The organism is Mesorhizobium sp. EU05-FHT14A09 (assembly GCF_058790995.1).
The window spans coordinates 494243-510547 of record NZ_JBYTDF010000005.1 but is presented as its reverse complement, the minus strand read 5'-3'; the positions used below and the strand labels follow the sequence as shown (position 1 = coordinate 510547).

At 61.5% G+C, this 16305-nt stretch carries 17 protein-coding genes; 3 read left to right on the top strand and 14 right to left on the bottom strand.

Going from position 1 to position 16305, the window contains the following annotated elements; all coding sequences use genetic code 11:
- Nucleotides 1-11 precede the first annotated feature (11 nt).
- The 7 genes from AC3WTO_RS20475 to AC3WTO_RS20445 all read right to left on the bottom strand — a co-directional run bounded on the left by AC3WTO_RS20475 (nucleotide 12) and on the right by AC3WTO_RS20445 (nucleotide 7268).
- Entirely contained in the window at nucleotides 12-1010 is a 999-nt protein-coding gene (locus AC3WTO_RS20475) for an autoinducer 2 ABC transporter substrate-binding protein (RefSeq protein ID WP_492462729.1), read from the bottom strand.
- 57 nt (nucleotides 1011-1067) lie between these two features.
- Nucleotides 1068-2564 (bottom strand): FGGY-family carbohydrate kinase, encoded by a 1497-nt coding sequence (locus AC3WTO_RS20470; protein ID WP_492462728.1) that lies wholly within the window; start codon nucleotides 2562-2564, stop codon nucleotides 1068-1070.
- Entirely contained in the window at nucleotides 2564-3664 is a 1101-nt protein-coding gene (locus AC3WTO_RS20465) for a M42 family metallopeptidase (protein ID WP_492462727.1), read from the bottom strand. The genes AC3WTO_RS20470 and AC3WTO_RS20465 overlap by 1 nt, the downstream gene beginning before the upstream one ends.
- Nucleotides 3661-4644, bottom strand: coding sequence for an ABC transporter permease (locus AC3WTO_RS20460; protein WP_492462726.1), 984 nt, complete (start codon nucleotides 4642-4644; stop codon nucleotides 3661-3663). Before AC3WTO_RS20460 ends, AC3WTO_RS20465 begins: the two co-directional genes overlap by 4 nt.
- A 46-nt stretch (nucleotides 4645-4690) precedes the next feature.
- A complete protein-coding gene (locus tag AC3WTO_RS20455; protein WP_492462725.1) occupies nucleotides 4691-5500 on the bottom strand; it encodes a BtpA/SgcQ family protein in 810 nt (269 codons plus the stop codon).
- A 38-nt stretch (nucleotides 5501-5538) separates the two neighbouring features.
- Nucleotides 5539-6312: a DeoR/GlpR family DNA-binding transcription regulator gene (locus AC3WTO_RS20450; RefSeq protein WP_492462724.1), complete on the bottom strand. Its 774-nt coding sequence runs from the start codon at nucleotides 6310-6312 to the stop codon at nucleotides 5539-5541.
- Nucleotides 6313-6551: 239 nt separating this feature from the next.
- Entirely contained in the window at nucleotides 6552-7268 is a 717-nt protein-coding gene (locus AC3WTO_RS20445; protein WP_492462723.1) for a hypothetical protein, read from the bottom strand.
- A gap of 478 nt (nucleotides 7269-7746) precedes the next feature.
- On the opposite strand from AC3WTO_RS20445, the gene AC3WTO_RS20440 reads away from it, so the two are divergent.
- Nucleotides 7747-7989 (top strand): LysR substrate-binding domain-containing protein, encoded by a 243-nt coding sequence (locus tag AC3WTO_RS20440; protein ID WP_492462722.1) that lies wholly within the window; start codon nucleotides 7747-7749, stop codon nucleotides 7987-7989.
- Nucleotides 7990-8028: 39 nt separating this feature from the next.
- Here AC3WTO_RS20440 and AC3WTO_RS20435 read toward each other — a convergent pair whose 3' ends face one another.
- Nucleotides 8029-8664, bottom strand: a complete 636-nt coding sequence (locus AC3WTO_RS20435) for a TetR/AcrR family transcriptional regulator (protein ID WP_492462721.1) — start codon at nucleotides 8662-8664, stop codon at nucleotides 8029-8031.
- Between the two features lie 96 nt (nucleotides 8665-8760).
- On the opposite strand from AC3WTO_RS20435, the gene AC3WTO_RS20430 reads away from it, so the two are divergent.
- Nucleotides 8761-9924: a serine hydrolase domain-containing protein gene (locus AC3WTO_RS20430; protein WP_492462775.1), complete on the top strand. Its 1164-nt coding sequence runs from the start codon at nucleotides 8761-8763 to the stop codon at nucleotides 9922-9924.
- 64 nt (nucleotides 9925-9988) lie between these two features.
- On the opposite strand, the gene AC3WTO_RS20425 is transcribed toward AC3WTO_RS20430, so the two are convergent.
- Genes AC3WTO_RS20425 through AC3WTO_RS20410 form a run of 4 tightly spaced genes read right to left on the bottom strand, consistent with a single transcriptional unit; the run spans nucleotide 9989 to nucleotide 13085 of the window.
- A complete protein-coding gene (locus tag AC3WTO_RS20425) occupies nucleotides 9989-10435 on the bottom strand; it encodes a cupin domain-containing protein (RefSeq protein WP_492462720.1) in 447 nt (148 codons plus the stop codon).
- Between the two features lie 22 nt (nucleotides 10436-10457).
- A complete protein-coding gene (locus AC3WTO_RS20420) occupies nucleotides 10458-11240 on the bottom strand; it encodes an alpha/beta fold hydrolase (protein WP_492462719.1) in 783 nt (260 codons plus the stop codon).
- A 13-nt stretch (nucleotides 11241-11253) separates the two neighbouring features.
- Nucleotides 11254-11802: an NAD(P)H-dependent oxidoreductase gene (locus AC3WTO_RS20415; protein ID WP_492462718.1), complete on the bottom strand. Its 549-nt coding sequence runs from the start codon at nucleotides 11800-11802 to the stop codon at nucleotides 11254-11256.
- A 53-nt stretch (nucleotides 11803-11855) separates the two neighbouring features.
- Complete coding sequence (locus AC3WTO_RS20410; protein ID WP_492462717.1) at nucleotides 11856-13085, bottom strand: acyl-CoA dehydrogenase family protein; 1230 nt, start codon at nucleotides 13083-13085, stop codon at nucleotides 11856-11858.
- 92 nt (nucleotides 13086-13177) lie between these two features.
- Here AC3WTO_RS20410 and AC3WTO_RS20405 point away from each other — a divergent pair, with 92 nt between their 5' ends.
- Complete coding sequence (locus tag AC3WTO_RS20405) at nucleotides 13178-14158, top strand: helix-turn-helix transcriptional regulator (RefSeq protein WP_492462716.1); 981 nt, start codon at nucleotides 13178-13180, stop codon at nucleotides 14156-14158.
- A gap of 72 nt (nucleotides 14159-14230) precedes the next feature.
- Here AC3WTO_RS20405 and AC3WTO_RS20400 read toward each other — a convergent pair whose 3' ends face one another.
- Nucleotides 14231-15136 carry an alpha/beta fold hydrolase gene (locus tag AC3WTO_RS20400; RefSeq protein WP_492462715.1) on the bottom strand — a complete coding sequence of 302 codons (906 nt, stop codon included), beginning with the start codon at nucleotides 15134-15136 and terminating at the stop codon, nucleotides 14231-14233.
- Nucleotides 15137-15371: 235 nt separating this feature from the next.
- Nucleotides 15372-15989 carry a glutathione S-transferase family protein gene (locus AC3WTO_RS20395; protein WP_492462714.1) on the bottom strand — a complete coding sequence of 206 codons (618 nt, stop codon included), beginning with the start codon at nucleotides 15987-15989 and terminating at the stop codon, nucleotides 15372-15374.
- Between the last annotated feature and the right edge of the window lie 316 nt (nucleotides 15990-16305).

The following is a 16305-nucleotide window of genomic DNA, read 5'->3' as shown; positions in this document are numbered from 1 at the left end:
GAGCCGAAAGATCAGAACTTGTATTCGCCCATGTTGGCCTTGGTCACGTCGACCCAGGCCTGGCCATAGATCACCTTCCCGTCGAGACGGACCTTGTTGTAGCCCTCGACGCCGAGGTCCATGCCGTCGGTGATCTCCTTGCCCTCGATCGCCATCGCCGCGACCTTGTTCATGGCAATGCCTGCCTTGGCCGGATCCCAGAAGGAGATCATGTTGATCTCGCCGCTTTCCAGATAGGGGCCGGCAACCGAAACGAGGCTGGTACCGACGATCGAGACCTTGCCGGTCAGGCCAGCTTCCTCGACCGCGAGGGCTGCGCCGACGACGTCTTCCCCTGCCGATCCCTGGATGCCCTTCAGGTTCGGATAGGTACGCAGCAATTCCTTGGTCTTCTGATAGGCAACCTGCTGCTGTTCGGTGCTTTCGATCTTGTCGGCGACCAGTTTCATGTTGGGGTATTTGGCCTTCTGGTAGGCGATCGCGGCATCCACCCATTCATTGTGGGTCTTGGCGCTCAGATTGCCGACGAAAACGGCGTATTCGCCTTCACCGCCCATCGCCTTGGCGAGAGCTTCCATCAGATGCTCGCCGTAGGCGGCGTTGTTGAAGGCCTCGACGTCATAGGTGACGTTCTTCAGGCTCGATGCCTCATGGCCGACAATCTTGATGCCCTGGCCGAGTGCCTTGGCGAGGACGGGTTCGAGCGCCTCCGGCGAGTTCGGCACTACGGTGATGGCGTCGACCTTCTTGGCGATCAAGTCCTCGATCATCTGCACCTGGAGTGCCGCGTCGGCCGATGCCGGGCCGACCTGCGAGGCATTCTGCCCTGTTTCGGCGGCGTATTGCTTGACGCCTTCTTCCATGCGGTTGAACCAGGCGATGCCCGAAAGTTTCACCACCGTAACGATCGTATGCTTGGCGTCCTGTGCATTGGAAGCCACGATGGCGCCTCCGAGCAACACGGCGCCCAACGCCGCTCCCATTGCAGCCTTTTTGAAGTTGATTGTCATAAGTCCTCCACCACTCGTTTTTTGTTTACTCGTCGCCGCCGTTGCGCGGCCTGCCTCCTACCTGCCGAGCCCCGACATCAGATCTTTCGTCCGTGCGTAGAGCTCCCGATAGGTTTGATAGCCGGATGCGTAGACAGACCGGTTGCGCGCGTCCGGCGTGATTTCGCGCTCAACTGGATTCCAGTTCTGGATATCGCCACGCCGTGCATCGCCAATGGCGACGGCGCCGAGGAAGGCATTGCCGAAGGCAGCGCCGATGGTCTTGCTGCACACCGACTGTCGCCAGCCTGTGACATCAGAGATCGCCTGCGACCAGACACGGTTCTTGGTGCCGCCACCGACCGCGGCAATGCGCTGCAAGGGCGCGCCGGCGTTCTGGTACGTCTCGATGATGTCGTTGACGCCGTAGGCTATGCCTTCGAGCAGACCGCGATAGACGTCTGCGCGCCTGTGCGTGAGGTCGAGGCCGAACACCATGCCCTTGGCGCGCGGATCATGAACCGGCGTGCGCTCGCCCGAAAAATAGGGAAGGACGAGGACGCCGTTGGCGCCGACCGGTGAGGTCTCGGCTTCCTCGGCGAGCAGTCGCAGCGCGGATCGAGGGTCGAGTTCGCGCGCGAACTGCTCCTGGAACCACCGTGTCAGCGTGCCGCTGGTCGACGTGCCCGACATGCAGGCGTGCTGTCCTTCGAACAGCCAGGGCGAATACCACAGCCGCGAATCCTCGACCCGGCTGTCGGTGACGAGGATGATGAACATGGTTGAACCGTACATCATCATCATCTCGCCGGTACCAAGCACGCCGACACTGACGGCTTCGGAAGCCGCGTCGATCGTGCCCGCGGTAACAGGCGTTCCAATCGCAAGGCCCGTTGCGTCAGCGGCGGCCTGGTTCACCGTTCCGGCGATGTCGGTCGTCCACAGCAGGTCCGGGAGCCGTTCGGGCGCGATGATGCGCTCGGCATAGCGATCGCTCCACCGATGCGTGCGCGCATCGTAAAGCGGACTGGAGCTGCAGGCCGAATAGTGATCGATCACGTAGCGGCCGGTCAGCCGGTGAATGAGGAACGACGATGAGTTGAGGACCTTGTGCGTGCGTGCGTAAAGATCGGGCCGGTTCTTCTTCAGCCACAGGATCTTGGGTCCGACCGACTGCGAGGTTAGCGCGTTGCCGCCCGAGCGGACAAGCTCTTCGAGGCCGATCTCCTCAGTGAGTTCTTCAATCTCCAGCGCCGCCCTGGTGTCGACGCCGTAGAGGACGGCGTTCATCAGCGGCTCGCCGTCCGCGTCGACCGGCAGCATGCATGGGCCGATGCCGCTGGTGCCGACCGCGCGGATATCGGAAGCAGCAATGCCACTGATTGCGATCAGTTCCTTGCTGATGGAGCAGAATTCGACCCACCAGTCGCGCACGGCATCATGCTCGGCCCAGCCTGGTTGCGGCACGAGCATCTTGTGCGGCCGCGTCGCGGTCGCGACGATGGCGCCATGACCGTCGACGAGGACGCCCTTGGACTCATATGTCCCGATATCGATTCCGAGATAGTGCGGCATCAGGTGTAGAGATCGCGATCGAGGCTGAACTTGGAATCGATACGGCCGATAGCCGCGACGAGCAGTTTCGTCAGGCCTTCGAGGTCGCGCAGGTCGCACATCTCGAGCGCCGTGTGGGTGTAGCGGCATGGGAAACACAGATCGATGCAGGCAACGCCTTCGCCGACCAGTTGCACGTAGGAAGAGTCGGTGAGCGCGCCGGTATGCGCCGTGCGCTGCAGATTGATGCTCTCGCTCCTGGCCGTCTCGTCGAACAGACGAGGCAGCGCAGGATGCGGGATCGTTCCGTTCAGCGTGCCGCGACCATGGAAGGAATAGAGTGCCATGGCCGGTCCGTTGCCTAGTTCGACCTCGCCGCGATGGGCCATGTCGGGCGTGTCGGAGTTGAGCGCGAGATCGAGCTGGATCGCGATATCGGGTTTGATCGCCTGTGCCGCGACCATTGCGCCGCGCAGGTTGAATTCTTCCAGGACAGCGAAGACGAAATGCACGGTCGGCCGTACTGCGCTGTCGGCAAGCTGACGGGCGACTTCCACCACGACGGCACAGCCGGCGCGATCGTCGACGGAGGTGCCGATCAGGCGGTTCTCGTTCAGATGGATGACGCGTGGATCGTAGACCACCGGCGTGCCGATCTCGATGCCCAGCGCGCGCACGGCATCCGCGCTTTCGACGCCGACATCGATGAACAGTTCGGCGTAAGGCGTGACCTTGTATTTCTCCTCGGCCGGTGTGGCATGATGGCTCTTGTTGGCGATGACGCCATGCACGTCCTTGCCTTCGCCAACACAGAAAAGAACGGCCTGCGCCGGCAACGCCTTTTCCGGAATGCCGCCGAGGCGTTCGATGCGGACCAGGCCGTTGGCTTCGATCTTGCGAACGACGAAGCCCAGCTGATCGATATGAGCAAACAGCATCACCGAAGGGGCTGCCTTATCGCCTTCGAGCGTGGCGATGAGATTGCCGAGCGTGTCGGTGTGCAGTTTGAGTGGCAGGTCGGCAAGCTCGCGCGCGATGAGGCGGCGGACGCGATCCTCGTGGCCCGATAGGCCGGGAGTTCGCATCAGGGATTCGAGCAGGGAGCGGAGACGCGCCTTCATGAAGACTTGACCTTTCGTTGGAAGAGCGTGGCAAAACCGACCGACCCGGCAGCGGCGCGCAGCGACATCACGGCGACCAGCAAGCCACCGAAGAAGAGGTCGCGCGAGAAGGCGCTGAAGGAGAGGCTGTTCAAGCCACTGGAAATGAATTGCAGGCTGATCACCGCCAGCACCACACCGGTGACGGTGCCGAAACCACCGGCCGGACTGACACCGGCCAGGATGTTGATGAGGATCACCAGCAGGAGATAGGAGGAACCGTAGTCGGCATTGGCTGAATTGACGCGCGCCAGCACGACAAGCCCGGCGAGTGCGGCGATGAAACCGGTAACGGCATAAATACGGATCAGCAGGCCGCGTTCACGGATGCCAGCGAACCTCGCGGCAACAGGATTGGCGCCGAACAGCCGCAGCCGCAGCCCCAGCGGAGTCCGTTTCAGGATGATCGAAAGCGCCAGGGCGACCAAAGCGAAGAGCAGCAGCGGCAGGGGCAGGACGCCGCCAACCGACCAGTTGCCAAAGGCCGTGTACCAGTCCGGCAGGCCGGTGATCGCGGGACCGCGGGTGATCGCGATGCCGAAGCCGGCAAACAGCTGCATCGTGCCGAGGGTGGCCAGGATCGGCGGCAAGCGCAGATAGGCAATCAGGAAGCCGTTGAAGGCCCCGCAAGCCGTACCCACGGCAAGTGCTGCGGGGATGGCCAGCCAGGCCAGTTCAGGTGCGGCTTTCATGATGACCGCGGCTGTGATGGCTGCGAGGTTCGCGGTGGCGACGACGGAAAGATCGATGCCGCCTGATATCATCGTCGGCAGCACCGCCAGCGCCAGCAATCCGAATTCGGGGAATTGGAAGCCCATCGAATTCAGATTGGTCGCGGTCAGGAAGCTCGGGGAGGCGACAGCCAGCACCGCAAAGATCAGCGCCGTCAGAACAGCGAGGCTCTTCAGGTAACTGTTCGTCGTGTCTTGCCTGGCGTTCATGTTTCCTCCCCATGCGCCTCGCTGCGTCCCGGGCGCGTTACGCGCCCTAGTTGCCGCGTGCGGCCTTCACGATGTGCATGAACTCCTTGGCCCGCGCCGGATCGACAGCCTTCCAGGTGTCGCCGTCGACCTTCAGTGAGGAACCGACGATGCAACCGTCCGCGATCTTGAGAATGTCGGCGACGGTGTTGTGGCGCACGCCGGTATTGGCGAGCACGGGTGTGTTCGACAGCACCGCCTTCACCGATTCCAACGCGGTCATTTCCGCAGCTTCGCCGGTGATCGCCCCGGAGACGAGCACGGCGTCGGGGATGGAAGAGAAGACCGCCGAGCGCGCGCGGTCGGCGAGCGCGCGGCGGTCAAGAGAGTCGGCGAATTCGGCCGACACGTTATAGAGCATCACCAGATCGGAGCGATCGAGCCTGTTGCGATAGCGCATCGCAGCGCCGGCGTTTGGCTCCCACGGGCCCATGTCGGATGCATAGGTGCCGGTGAAGATTTCGCGCACGAAAGAGGCGCCTGTGGCAGCGGCAAGCGCGACGGTGCTGATCGGATCCCACAGCACGTTGACGCCGAACGGCTTTTCGATCTCCGAGCGCAACTGGCCGATGACATAGGCCATGGTCGCGGTCGACGCGACATCGACCTTGAGTTCATAGGGGCGATCGTTCTCGTTGCCGAACATCACGGCGTCGACATCGGCAGCCTGAAGCGCCCTGAGGTCGCGACGCGCCGCCTCCACGATGCCGTCAATGCCAGCCTCGGCATCATAGAGCGGCGTGCCGGGCAGCGGGTTCAGGTGCACCATGGCGATGATCGGCTTCTTGCCTCCGAACAGCGCGTTGAATTTGCTCATTTCTGGTATTGCCTTTCTGCGTTGCGGGTGACGAGACGTCACACCGTCTGGATGGCGCCGAACCGGCCGCGATAGGGAGCGAGCAGCGGTTCGGCATCGGTATCGGTGATGAAGAGATTGACGGCCTCCAGCGAGCACACTGCGGTGAAACTGCGGGTGTTGAGCTTGCTGTGGTCGGCGATGAGGACCGTTCGCTCCGCCTGGGCGATGGCGATGCGCTTCGTCTGCGCCTCGTCCTGTGTGGAATTGGTGATGCCGGTCTCGTCGATGGCGTCTGCCGCCAGGAAAAACGTATCGGCGCGGATGTCTTTCAAGGCGTCGGCCACCCATGTTCCGACAATGCTGAAATAGCCGTTGCGGACGCGGCCGCCGACAAGATGCACTTCGGTGTCGCCGCTCGCCGCCGCTTCCGCCACCTTCAGGTCCATCGTCACGATGGTCAGCGGACGCCCTGCGAGAGCCCGGGCTACGGCCAGCGCCGTGGTGCCGGAATCGAGGATGACCACCTTCTTGTTTTCGACCGTAGCGGCTGCGGCCACGCCGATGCGCTGTTTGAGATTTTGATGAACGCGCAGCTTTTCGAGGAAAAGTGGTTCGGTAATGCTCTCGCCCACACCCCGCGCCACGACGCCACCATGCGTGCGTGAAACCAGGCCCGCCTGTTCCAGCACCGCCAGGTCGCGACGAATGGTGGCAAGTGAAATGCCCAGACGGGAAGCTAGCTCCGTCGTGCCGACGCGCTTCAACTCAACGATGAGATCGAGCATCTGCTGATGCCGCTCATGGGGAAACCGCGTTCGAGAGCCTTCCATTTCGTCCTCCTGTTCATGATTGATAATGATCGTTTTGATTGAGTCAAGCATTAACGATCAAAATTGCACCACCGATTTCGTTTCGTATGTGATGGTTCGTGACGGGACGAGATCGCGCAAAGCCGGCAGGAATGGAACGCAATGGAAGGATGACCCGCCAGCAGACCGCGCAGCCGTTTCGAGGCGGATGATTGAGCTTGTTGGGACGCAGTCCGAAAGAGCGGCTCCAAGGCCGACAGCTAGTCCAAGCCGAACAGGAACTGCAGGTTCAAGTCCAGCTTGTCGACAACCATGAAACTGCCGCGCGGGAACTCGCGCCTTTCCCGGTTGCGCCGCAACTTCAGCATCAGCGGCGCGAGGAAGGACTTCCCGAGATTGGTGACCGAGATACGCGGGTTCGATTCCAGCGCGCCTTCCACGACGACGATCAGATGCGGCTTGCCCTCGTTGTCGCGCAGTCCCCTTGCAAAGGCGATGGCGAACGGACTTTTGCCTGCCGCCAAAACTTCGAACTCGGCGGATCGGCCACTCTTGCTCTCGTGAAAATCAACAACGCGGAACAGGCAGGTACGGCCACTGGCGAGCCGGTAGCAGAACACCTGCCCCAGCTTCCACGTCGTAAAGAAACGCTGCCGTGGTTTGGGGCGGCGCACTGGACGCGGCGGTCCAAGCAGATCGCGCTTCAGTTTTTCCAGGGTTTTCGCCCGTGCGACTTGCACTTTCGGTTCATCGAAAAAACGATGCAAGTCTCGCCCGGAGTCGATGATTGCAATGGCCTTGTCGCGCACGTCCGGACTGAGCTGACCAAGCCTGTATCGGCTCGCCGCCAGTGCGATCCAGAACACTGGCTCGAGGTCGATCGCATCGCTGGCAGGCATCCAGCGCTCTTCGAGCAGCGTCGTTGCCTGTTGTGCCGAATAGCCTTCCGCCAACAGGTCCGAGAACTCGTCGCGCACATCGCACGCGATGTCATCGTCGAAGATACCAGCTCCCCAGGCGCCCATGTTGTCCCCAATCCCTGCCACAAGGCGATGGCAATCAAGCTGCGCCGGTTGCTGCCGAGACGGTAACTCATCCCGAGCGTCGGAGAAAAGGACTGTTGGACGAGAACCTTCGGCTATCGTTTCGTCAGCACATCTCGAAAGTGCGTTGCCACGGCATCCGCGGCTATCGTCACGGGCACATCCCGATCGTAGAAGTCAAACTGCGAAACATTGCCGAGCCACAACTCCTGCTTGGACCCCGTGACCGCGGCATAAAATTTGTGAGCGCCCCGTGGGATGGCCGCTGCTTCGCTGTGCCATCGGAAGCGGCTGAGTGAGCCGAGGCGCGGCTACAAAGGCGTCGAAGGTCAACCAGCCACGCCAGAAGGCGGGATCGGCTTCGTTGCGCCAGGTGGGGATCAGACCGCGATGGGTCTCGGTGTAATAAGGCTTGTCGGCGAATACGCTGCCTTTGATGTTACAGGCTGCCGTCCATGGGCTCGGTATCACCTATGCCGTCGAGGGGCTCGCGACCCGTCACCTGAAGGAGGGGCCGCTCGTGAAGCTGCTCGATCGCTATTGTCCTGCGTTCGAGCCACTCCACCTCTATTATCCGAGCCGGCGGCTGACGCCGCCGAAGCTCAAGGCCTTTGTCGAATTTGCGCGCCGGCATCGGCGGCTGTTGCCGGTCTGAGTTTCGCGTCGGTGGCTCGGCGTCTTTCGCGAGCAACTGCTATTTCGTGTTCAGGCCGCGTATCCGGGAAAGGGCAATCGAGGCGATTGCCTGCAGTTCGCTCGCGGAAGCGCCGTCACGTGCCTGGACCGACATGCCCTGAATGATTGCTCCGACAAAACGGGCAAGAGCTCTTGCATCCGTTTCGGGCGGCAGTTGCCCTTCCACGATGCCGCGCGCGATGCGACCTTGCAGGGCATTGAGCGTGGTGTTGCGCCGATCTTCGACCATCTCGGCTATGGGCTGGTTTTCTTCGGCGCAGTTGAGCACGGCCGTCGATATCATGCAGCCATGGGGCCTGCCGGGGGCGGAGTATTCAACCGCCGCCTCCGTCAACAATCGCTCCAGGGCAATGATCACATCGGGCTCTTCGAGCGTCGCGATCGCGAAACGGCCGATCTTCGACTGATACCAGCCCAGAGCTTCCCTGTAGAGATCAGCCTTGCTGGAGAATGCCGCATAGAGACTTTGCGGCGTTATCCCCATCGCCTTGGTCAGATCGGCGATGGATGCGCCCTCATAGCCAAGCTTCCAGAATGTGAGCCCGGCGCGTTCGAGCGCTTCGGCGCGATCGAAAGCGCGAGGACGACCTCTCGGACGGTGCGTCTGGGCAGACTCATTTATCACAACGATCACTCTTGAATTGTTTGCGCGCCCCGTTAATTATGGAGCGATCATTCCTTATATGGTGAAACCACAGTGAAAAACAACGTTCTGGGCGCTCTTGCCGGTATTGCTCTTTCTGTCACTCCAGTTGCGGCGCAGGAGGTTCGCCTCAGCGACCGTCTCGACGCGGTCATCGATCGCGCGATAGCCGAAAAGCGGATTGTCGGCACTGTTGTTCTGGTCGCCCAGGACGGCGAGGTGATCTATCACCGTGCCGCGGGGCTATCGGACCGCGAAGCGGCCATTCCGATGAAGGACGACACAGAGTTCCGGCTGGCGTCGATTACAAAGCCCATCGTCTCCGCGACATTGATGCGCTTCGTGGAACGCGGCCAGATTTCGCTGGATGATCCGGTCACGCGATGGCTGCCTGATTTCCGGCCTCGTCTCGAGGATGGCAGCGTGCCGATCATCACAATCCGCCAGCTGCTCACCCATACTTCGGGGTTAAGCTATCGCTTTGTCGAAGCTCCCGGCGGGCCCTATGACCAGCTCGACATCTCGGATGGGCTCGATCAGCCAGGGTTGAGCCTGCAGGAAAATCTCGACCGTCTCGTGAAAGCACCCCTGCTGTTTCGCCCGGGCACGAACTGGCGGTATTCGCTCGGCCTCGATGTGCTTGGCGGGGTCATCGCCAAAGCGTCGGGCAAGCCTCTCTCCGACGTCGTCAAGGAGGAGATCCTCGACCCGCTGCGACTGGAGAATTCGGGGTTCGTGCCATCAGATCCAGGTCGGCTGGCGACGCCGTATTCGGACGGGAGACCCGAGCCTGTTCGCATGACCGATGGCATCGTCGTGCCGATCTTGCAGAGTGCCGCACGCTTTGCCCCAGGCCGCGCGCTGAATCCTGCGTCTTATCCCTCGGGTGGAGCCGGTATGCTTGGCACTGCCTCCGATGTGCTGCGCTTTCTAGAAACCATCCGGACGGGTGGAGGCGTCATCCTGTCGCGTCCAACCGTTGCCGAGATGGTCAAGGATCAAGTCGGCATGCACGCGCAAACCCAAGGACCCGGCTGGGGCTTCGGCTACGGCTGGGCGGTTCTCGACGATCCTGAACTCGCGCACTCGCCTCAATCAAAGGGAACGATGCAGTGGGGCGGCGCCTACGGCCATAGCTGGTTCATCGACCCCGTGAAAAAGCTGACCGTCGTTGCTTTGACCAATACTGCGTTCGAAGGCATGTCGGGCGCGTTTCCGACCGATATCAGGAACGCGGTTTACAACAGATAGCTTCTCCCGAGGCAACCAGCCGACCGAACAAAGGCCCGGATTAACCGGGCCTTTTCCACTCCGGTCATTCTGCGGGCGGTGGCAGGAAGTCGACTTCGTGTTCGGCGGCGATACGCACGACTTCCTGAGGGTCGGGAACCCCATGAATGCGTTTGAACAACTCCTCGAGACCGCGCGTCGGCGCGACCCAGAACAGGCTCGTCGCCGTTTCCTCGCCCTTGTTGAAAATACCGTGCGCTATGCCTTGCGGCATGCGGACCAGGTCGCCGGGATTGGCCAACTGCTCATGGCCGTCCAGCCAGATGGTGTATTGCCCGCTCAGCACGTAGACGAACTCGTCCTGGGTGGGGTGGACGTGGGGTGGCACGAACGTGCCGGGCGGAAACTTCGCATGCCAGGCCATGGAGTGCTGCGAGAGTTGCTTCAGCGTATAGGTTTGTCCGAGGATGTTCCAGACGGCGCCGTTCAGGGCTTCGGACGTGGTGGTGATGCCTCCCAGCATGGGTGTCATTTTATCCTCCGGTAGAATTGGTTCAGTTGGCAAGAAATTCGGTGACGAGCCGCGCACAGTCCGGCCGCTCTTCGAACAGCAGATGGCCGGCGCCCGACACATATTCCAGCCGGCAGTTCGGCAGCCGTTTCTGCCAGTGCGGGGCCTGGGCCACCGGCATCAGTCGGTCATGTTCGCCCCACAGAAGCAGCGTCGGCATACGGATGCGATGCATCCATTGCGCGAGCCGCGGATTGCCTTGAGGCGATGGCGCCAGGGCGCGCGCCAGCCCCTGCATTTCGCGGTTCAACTGCGCCTCGAAACCCGGATCAGACTGTTTGGGGAAATAGCTGAGCACGACCGCTGGGTCGTGCGTCAGATAGGCCGGGACCTCCTGTGGCGGGACGACGAACAGATTGGGCGCCGGTGCCTGTTCCACCGGCAGTCCCGCCGGGGCGGCGAGAACCAGCCTGGAGAGACGCTGCGGCTGCCGCATCGCGAATTCCGCAGCGATCCAGCCGCCCAGGGAAAAGCCCGCCAACGCAAACTGGTCGAGACCTAGGAAGTCGAACAGTTCCATATAGTGAAGCGCGTGATCCTCGATGGTCGCAATTGCCTGATTGTCGTCGGACTCGCCGAAATTGGCATGGAATGGGATGATGACACGGTGCGTGCGCGCCCATTGCCGAGCCATGTCGAAACCAGAAAAAGTGCCGGTACCGTGCAGGAAGACCAGGGTCGGCCCACTCCCCGCCGTCAACGCGACGATCCGCGTGCCGTTGACCTCGTATGTCTCCCTCGCGAAGGTTGTGTCCCGTTGGTCCATCGTCGGGTTCCTTTCAGATGGTCGTTGCGATCGGATTGCTGACGAGCGTTGCGAATTGCTGTGCGGCATTGGCAATGCGCGCCTTTAGAAGCTCGCCCGGCTCCTTGTCCGGCGACAGTTCGTCAGCGCAGGCATAGATGGCGGTTGATACGGTCGCTGCCTCGAAGAAGCCGAACAGCGGACGCAACTGATGCTCGACCACCAGCGAATGCCGCAACCCGCCGCCGACCGCGGTGATGAGGACCGGCTTGTTGCGCAAGGCCGGCGGCGAGACGAGATCGAAGACATGCTTGAACAGACCAGGATAGGAGCCCTGGAAGACGGGGCAACCGATGATCAGCCCGTCGCATCGTTCGATCGTTTCCACCAAAGCCAGGGATCGGCTGTCGAGTTCGCCGCGCGACAGTGTGCACAGCGACGGGCCAGTGTCGGACAGGTCGAGCATGTTCACATCGAGACGATGCTTTTGCCGAAGCGTTGCCGAGACTTCGCCGACCAGCATATGCGGCTTGCTCCGGCGGGCACTTCCGACAAAGGCGACCAGCTCAAGTGGCCGTGACACTGCAGCTTTGCCATCTCCTTCCTGACTGGGGCCGCCCCACATCGGCTGAACCTTTAGCTGCTGATGCCGAAGACGGTCCATTTCGCTCCCTCCTGTGGCAGGCCGAGCAGGGCTCGCCCGCATTCCTCGACAATCTGGTCCGCCAGCAGGATGTGCTGGGTGCCGGCATGGATGTCGCGGTAGAAGCGCTGCATGACGGTGTGGTGCAGGGAGGCGCCGCGTGCGGCGCGATGCGCGAAGGTGCCGACATCGGAAATGACATCGTGGATGTGGCGCAGCGACAGCTTGGCCATCGTCATCTGGTCGAGCGAGGGGGCATTGCCCTGCGCCGTGCTGTCCGAGATCGCCGTCCAGGTTTCATAAACCAGGGCCCGCGCCGCCCTGTACTTCGCCTGGGCCTGGGCGAACTGGAACCTGAAGCTGGCGCTTTCCGATGATTTGCCGAACGGGTCCTGGCGCTGCCGGATGACTTGGGCCAGTTCGTCGAGGACGCGCTTGCCAACGCCTGCAGCCCAGGCGGTATGGACCAATGCACTGTAGCCGGCGAGGCCGAGATTGCCCTGGGCGCCGCCACGGCGTGGCGCCAGCATGTCGAAGTCGTAAAGCATGTAGTCCGGGACGAACAATTCTTCGTCGCTGGCGAGCGTGTAGTCGAAGCTCCCCGTGGCACGCAGGCCCAGGACATCCCAGTTGCCAAGCAATTTGATGGTCGAGCGGGGATGGTGCGCCACGATGATCTTGGGCGACCCGTTTGCCTGGATCACCATCTCCTTGCCCGCCGCATCCATCACGAAGCAGCCGGAATGGACGAACTCGGCATGAAAGATCGAACTTCCGTAAGCCCAGTTGCCCTTGATCATGTAGCCGCCATCAACAGGCCGCGCGAAACCCCGTGGCACGCCGTTGCCGGCGATGGTGATGTCGGGGCGCTCGGCAAAAACATGGTCGATGCCTTTCTGCTCGAGGTAGATCGCCATGGTGGTGCCTTCCATGTTGTTCACCATGGCGCACCAGCCGGCAGAGGCATGGGTGTAGGAGATCCGCTCCAGCAGGGAGACGACTTCGACGGGCCGCAACTCCGCGCCGCCGACCTCGCGGGGAAACAGCATCGTATAGAAGCCGCCGGCACGAAGCAGCGAGACCACTTCGTCTGTCATCCGCCCGAGCTGCTCGGCTTCCTGAGCCCTGGCTTCTATGACCGGTAGGATGTCGTCCAGCCGTTCATGGAAAGAAGCGGCGTCAGGGGCATCCGCCTGCCCCTTGCGTGCAGTCGCTGTGTTCATTGCATCCTCCCGTTCTGGCTGTGGCAATGCCTCGCCATTGACGGGACGATAGGTGACGCTCTCCGGCTCGCCCAATCCCCCCGCATGGGGGGATGGTTGGCGATGTGTCGGCTAACAACGGCGGCAAACTTGAACGCGGAAGTATCGGCGCTATGATCCTGCCAGGATGCGGCCCGGGAAGCTGGCATTCATTGCCTTCGATGCGAAAAAGCACGAGGCAGATACGGGAGGAAACAATGACTTTGGTCGATGCGCGGGATGCGCACATGATCAGCTTTGTCATGGCGATCGCTGAGAGCGGTACGCTCGAGGATCTGAGCGTCAACTGCCACCGCGCTGCTGCTGAACTGATCCATGCCCCGGTGCTCGGCCTCTACCTGATCCGGGATCGCACTCCACATCTGCTTTACAGCCACAATGCGCCGCGCGGCTTTCTCAACGAATATCACAGGGAACTCGCCCAGCACGATCCGATGATCGAAATGATCATGGAGCGTCGACGCGCGGCAGCCGGTTCCACTCTCCTTCCGTCCAGACGCTGGAACGTCCAGATCATGGGCGAGCTTTTGCGCCGCTGGGGCTTTCGAGACAATATGTGCGGCCCGGTGTTCGTCGGATCACAGCTTGCAGGTCTGATCTACGTCGCCGATGTCGCGGAAACCATGCCCGATCCCGAGCGCACGCAGCGGCTGGATTTCATCTGCCGGTCGGCTTCGATCGCATTGCGCCAGATTGCGGCGATGCCCCGCACTGGCGATGAAAATGCCGATCGACGCGCTTTCGGCGATGGGAAAAATGCCTCGGAGAGCCTGCCGCCGAGATTGTCCCAGGTTGCTGCGCTTGTCTGCCAGGGCCGCACCAACAAGGAGATTGCCCGCAGCATGGCAATTTCTCACCATACGGTGAAAGAACATGTTGCCGCCCTGTGCGCGCGCTTCAGCGTCCAGAACCGCACCGAACTAGCCACCGCGATGCTGAGGCGTTCGGAGAAGAAAGCGAAGGATCTCCCTCGGAAGATCCCGAGTCCCTATCGAAGCTTCCAGTCCCCCGGAGCCGGTACAGAGTATTTCTGATGCCGCCGCCAGGAAACGCTCCCGAAATTCGGGAGCGAGGGCGGTCGCTCTACAGGTCAGTCTCGCCCGCGATCAGCGGTGTTTTGCCAGGAAACCGAGCACAGCCTTGTTGTAGTCATCCGGCCGCTCCCAATAAGAGGCGTGTGCCGATTCCGGGATCGTGACGAGTTCGGCATTCGGCAGGTGTTTCACGGCCTCGCGGTAGAGCGGCGGCGGGGCATAATTGTCGGCCTCGCCGGAGATGAAAAGCATCGGCACCTTGGTGCCCGCTATGCCCTTCAGCGTCGCCACATTCTTCTCAGGCTGACCGGGCCCACGCGGCTTGACGCGGCTCGCGGTATAGTTATCCAGCCACGTCTTCACGCCCTCCGGATTGCCGGTTCGGAACGAGGCGGAAAGTTCCTGGAACTCGATCGGCATGTTGTAAAAACCCTCGGGCCGCGGGCGCTTGATCATCGCGGCGTATGTCTCGTTGTCCATGATGTCCATCGCTGCATTGGAGACCACCAGACTGCGCACCCGCTCTGGGAAGGACAGGGTATAGTCCACTCCGATATAGCCGCCGGCCCCGGTGCCCACGATATGAAAGCGGTCGAGGCCCAGACGGCGTGTGAGGGCGTCGAGATCGTCGGTCGTCGTTCCCTGAAGCGGCGAGGCGACCGGGTCATAACGGGTTTTGCCGTAATTGGGGCGGTCATAAGCAATCACTCGATAGCCCGCGGCCGCGAACGCTGCGATCTGATGCTTGCGATACGCGTCGCTGCCGGCGGATGCCGGATGCATCAGCAGAACCGTTTCGCCGTCGCCTCCCGTATCCAGGTAGTAGATGCTGACCGGGCCGAGTTCTACCGTTCCTTCCTTGATGACGGGCGCCGTTTCTGCCGTCGCGTTCGCAGACATGGACAGGCCCGTCAGTGCTGCACTCACGACCGTGACAGCAAGCGCCTTGCTCATGATGCGCCAAAGCAATCCGTACATGGTATCCTCCGGGGTAAAGCGAATGATGGATCACATCGCTGTTGGACCGATCAGGCAGGCCGCCAAAGCCTGCCCAACGGACGGTCCATGCTGTTTCCCGTGAGATTGGATCGTCAAACGACTAAACGAGACGTCTGCGTGACATTTTTTCAAATGCTCGGTCATGCAGACCTGGATTTCTGCCCTGGCCTCGCGCCGCTTGTTTCCCAGGCGGCGGCAACCCGGGGGATTTCATTCAGTCATGCGTCTCGCCATCATATGGTGTGGCCTGCATGGAGGGACGCTTCAGGAACTGCCTGAACCATTTCGCCAGCCGTGGCCGTCCCGCTTCGAAGTCCGGCAGGTCACGAAACGCCAGCCAGTCGAGTGCGGTGGCGACGGCGATGTGGCCGACATGCAGCGGCTCATCAAGTTCGGGCGACTGTTCTAGATAGTCATAGGATTCGACCAGCTTCGTCTTCATGCCTTCGGCAAGCGCCGGATAGCGCAGATGTTCCGGCCTGCGCGAAGTATCCCAGCGCAGGCCGATGCCCGCTTCACACATGCCTTGGGCAACTGCCTGCATGCGCAATGCCGCCCAGCGCGGCGAGCCGTTGGCAGGGATCAACGATGCCTGTTTGTTGAGCGTCTCGAGGTAGTCGCAGATGACGACGGAATCGAAGATCACCTCACCATCGGCAAGGACGAGAACCGGCACCTTGCCGAGCGGATTGACCGCGAAGACCTCATCGTTGCGGTTGGTCGGGCTGGTTTCGTGGTGAATGACCCGCAGTTGCCCGGCGAGACCGGCTTCCTGGGCAAAGACCAGAACCTTGCGCGCATAAGGGGAGTGGGTTTGATAGAGAAGATCCATTGTCGATCCGATTTGAACGGTTGCGTGAGGCACATGGCACGATGCACGTGTCGCCGCTCACCAATGGAGAAGCTGTCGCGTCCGGTGTTTCCATGTTGATGGAACAGTATTGCGCGATGCAGGATAATGGCGCTGCATTTCACTGCATTTGAAGAGCGAAAATTGCGCCAATGCCGATGCGCGTGCAATTCCGCTCATCGCCAGCAAAATGCCGTCGATCGCTAGAGCAGTCTTGCCTTGGAGCTTGCCTGGGGCGTTAGTGTGGTTTCGGGAAAACCCGGAACCGCTCTAAGTTTTGTTTTCGCCGCATTTTTGT

Excerpts from the sequence above, each read along its gene's own strand:
- AC3WTO_RS20455 (WP_492462725.1), bottom strand. The coding sequence starts at position 5,500 with ATGAGCAAATTCAACGCGCTGTTCGGAGGCAAGAAGCCGATCATCGCC.
- AC3WTO_RS20410 (WP_492462717.1), bottom strand. The coding sequence starts at position 13,085 with ATGAACACAGCGACTGCACGCAAGGGGCAGGCGGATGCCCCTGACGCC.
- AC3WTO_RS20405 (WP_492462716.1), top strand. The coding sequence starts at position 13,178 with ATGGTTGGCGATGTGTCGGCTAACAACGGCGGCAAACTTGAACGCGGA.
- AC3WTO_RS20450 (WP_492462724.1), bottom strand. The coding sequence starts at position 6,312 with ATGGAAGGCTCTCGAACGCGGTTTCCCCATGAGCGGCATCAGCAGATG.
- AC3WTO_RS20470 (WP_492462728.1), bottom strand. The coding sequence starts at position 2,564 with ATGCCGCACTATCTCGGAATCGATATCGGGACATATGAGTCCAAGGGC.
- AC3WTO_RS20460 (WP_492462726.1), bottom strand. The coding sequence starts at position 4,644 with ATGAACGCCAGGCAAGACACGACGAACAGTTACCTGAAGAGCCTCGCT.
- AC3WTO_RS20400 (WP_492462715.1), bottom strand. The coding sequence starts at position 15,136 with ATGTACGGATTGCTTTGGCGCATCATGAGCAAGGCGCTTGCTGTCACG.
- AC3WTO_RS20475 (WP_492462729.1), bottom strand. The coding sequence starts at position 1,010 with ATGACAATCAACTTCAAAAAGGCTGCAATGGGAGCGGCGTTGGGCGCC.
- AC3WTO_RS20425 (WP_492462720.1), bottom strand. The coding sequence starts at position 10,435 with ATGACACCCATGCTGGGAGGCATCACCACCACGTCCGAAGCCCTGAAC.
- AC3WTO_RS20395 (WP_492462714.1), bottom strand. The coding sequence starts at position 15,989 with ATGGATCTTCTCTATCAAACCCACTCCCCTTATGCGCGCAAGGTTCTG.
- AC3WTO_RS20465 (WP_492462727.1), bottom strand. The coding sequence starts at position 3,664 with ATGAAGGCGCGTCTCCGCTCCCTGCTCGAATCCCTGATGCGAACTCCC.
- AC3WTO_RS20420 (WP_492462719.1), bottom strand. The coding sequence starts at position 11,240 with ATGGACCAACGGGACACAACCTTCGCGAGGGAGACATACGAGGTCAAC.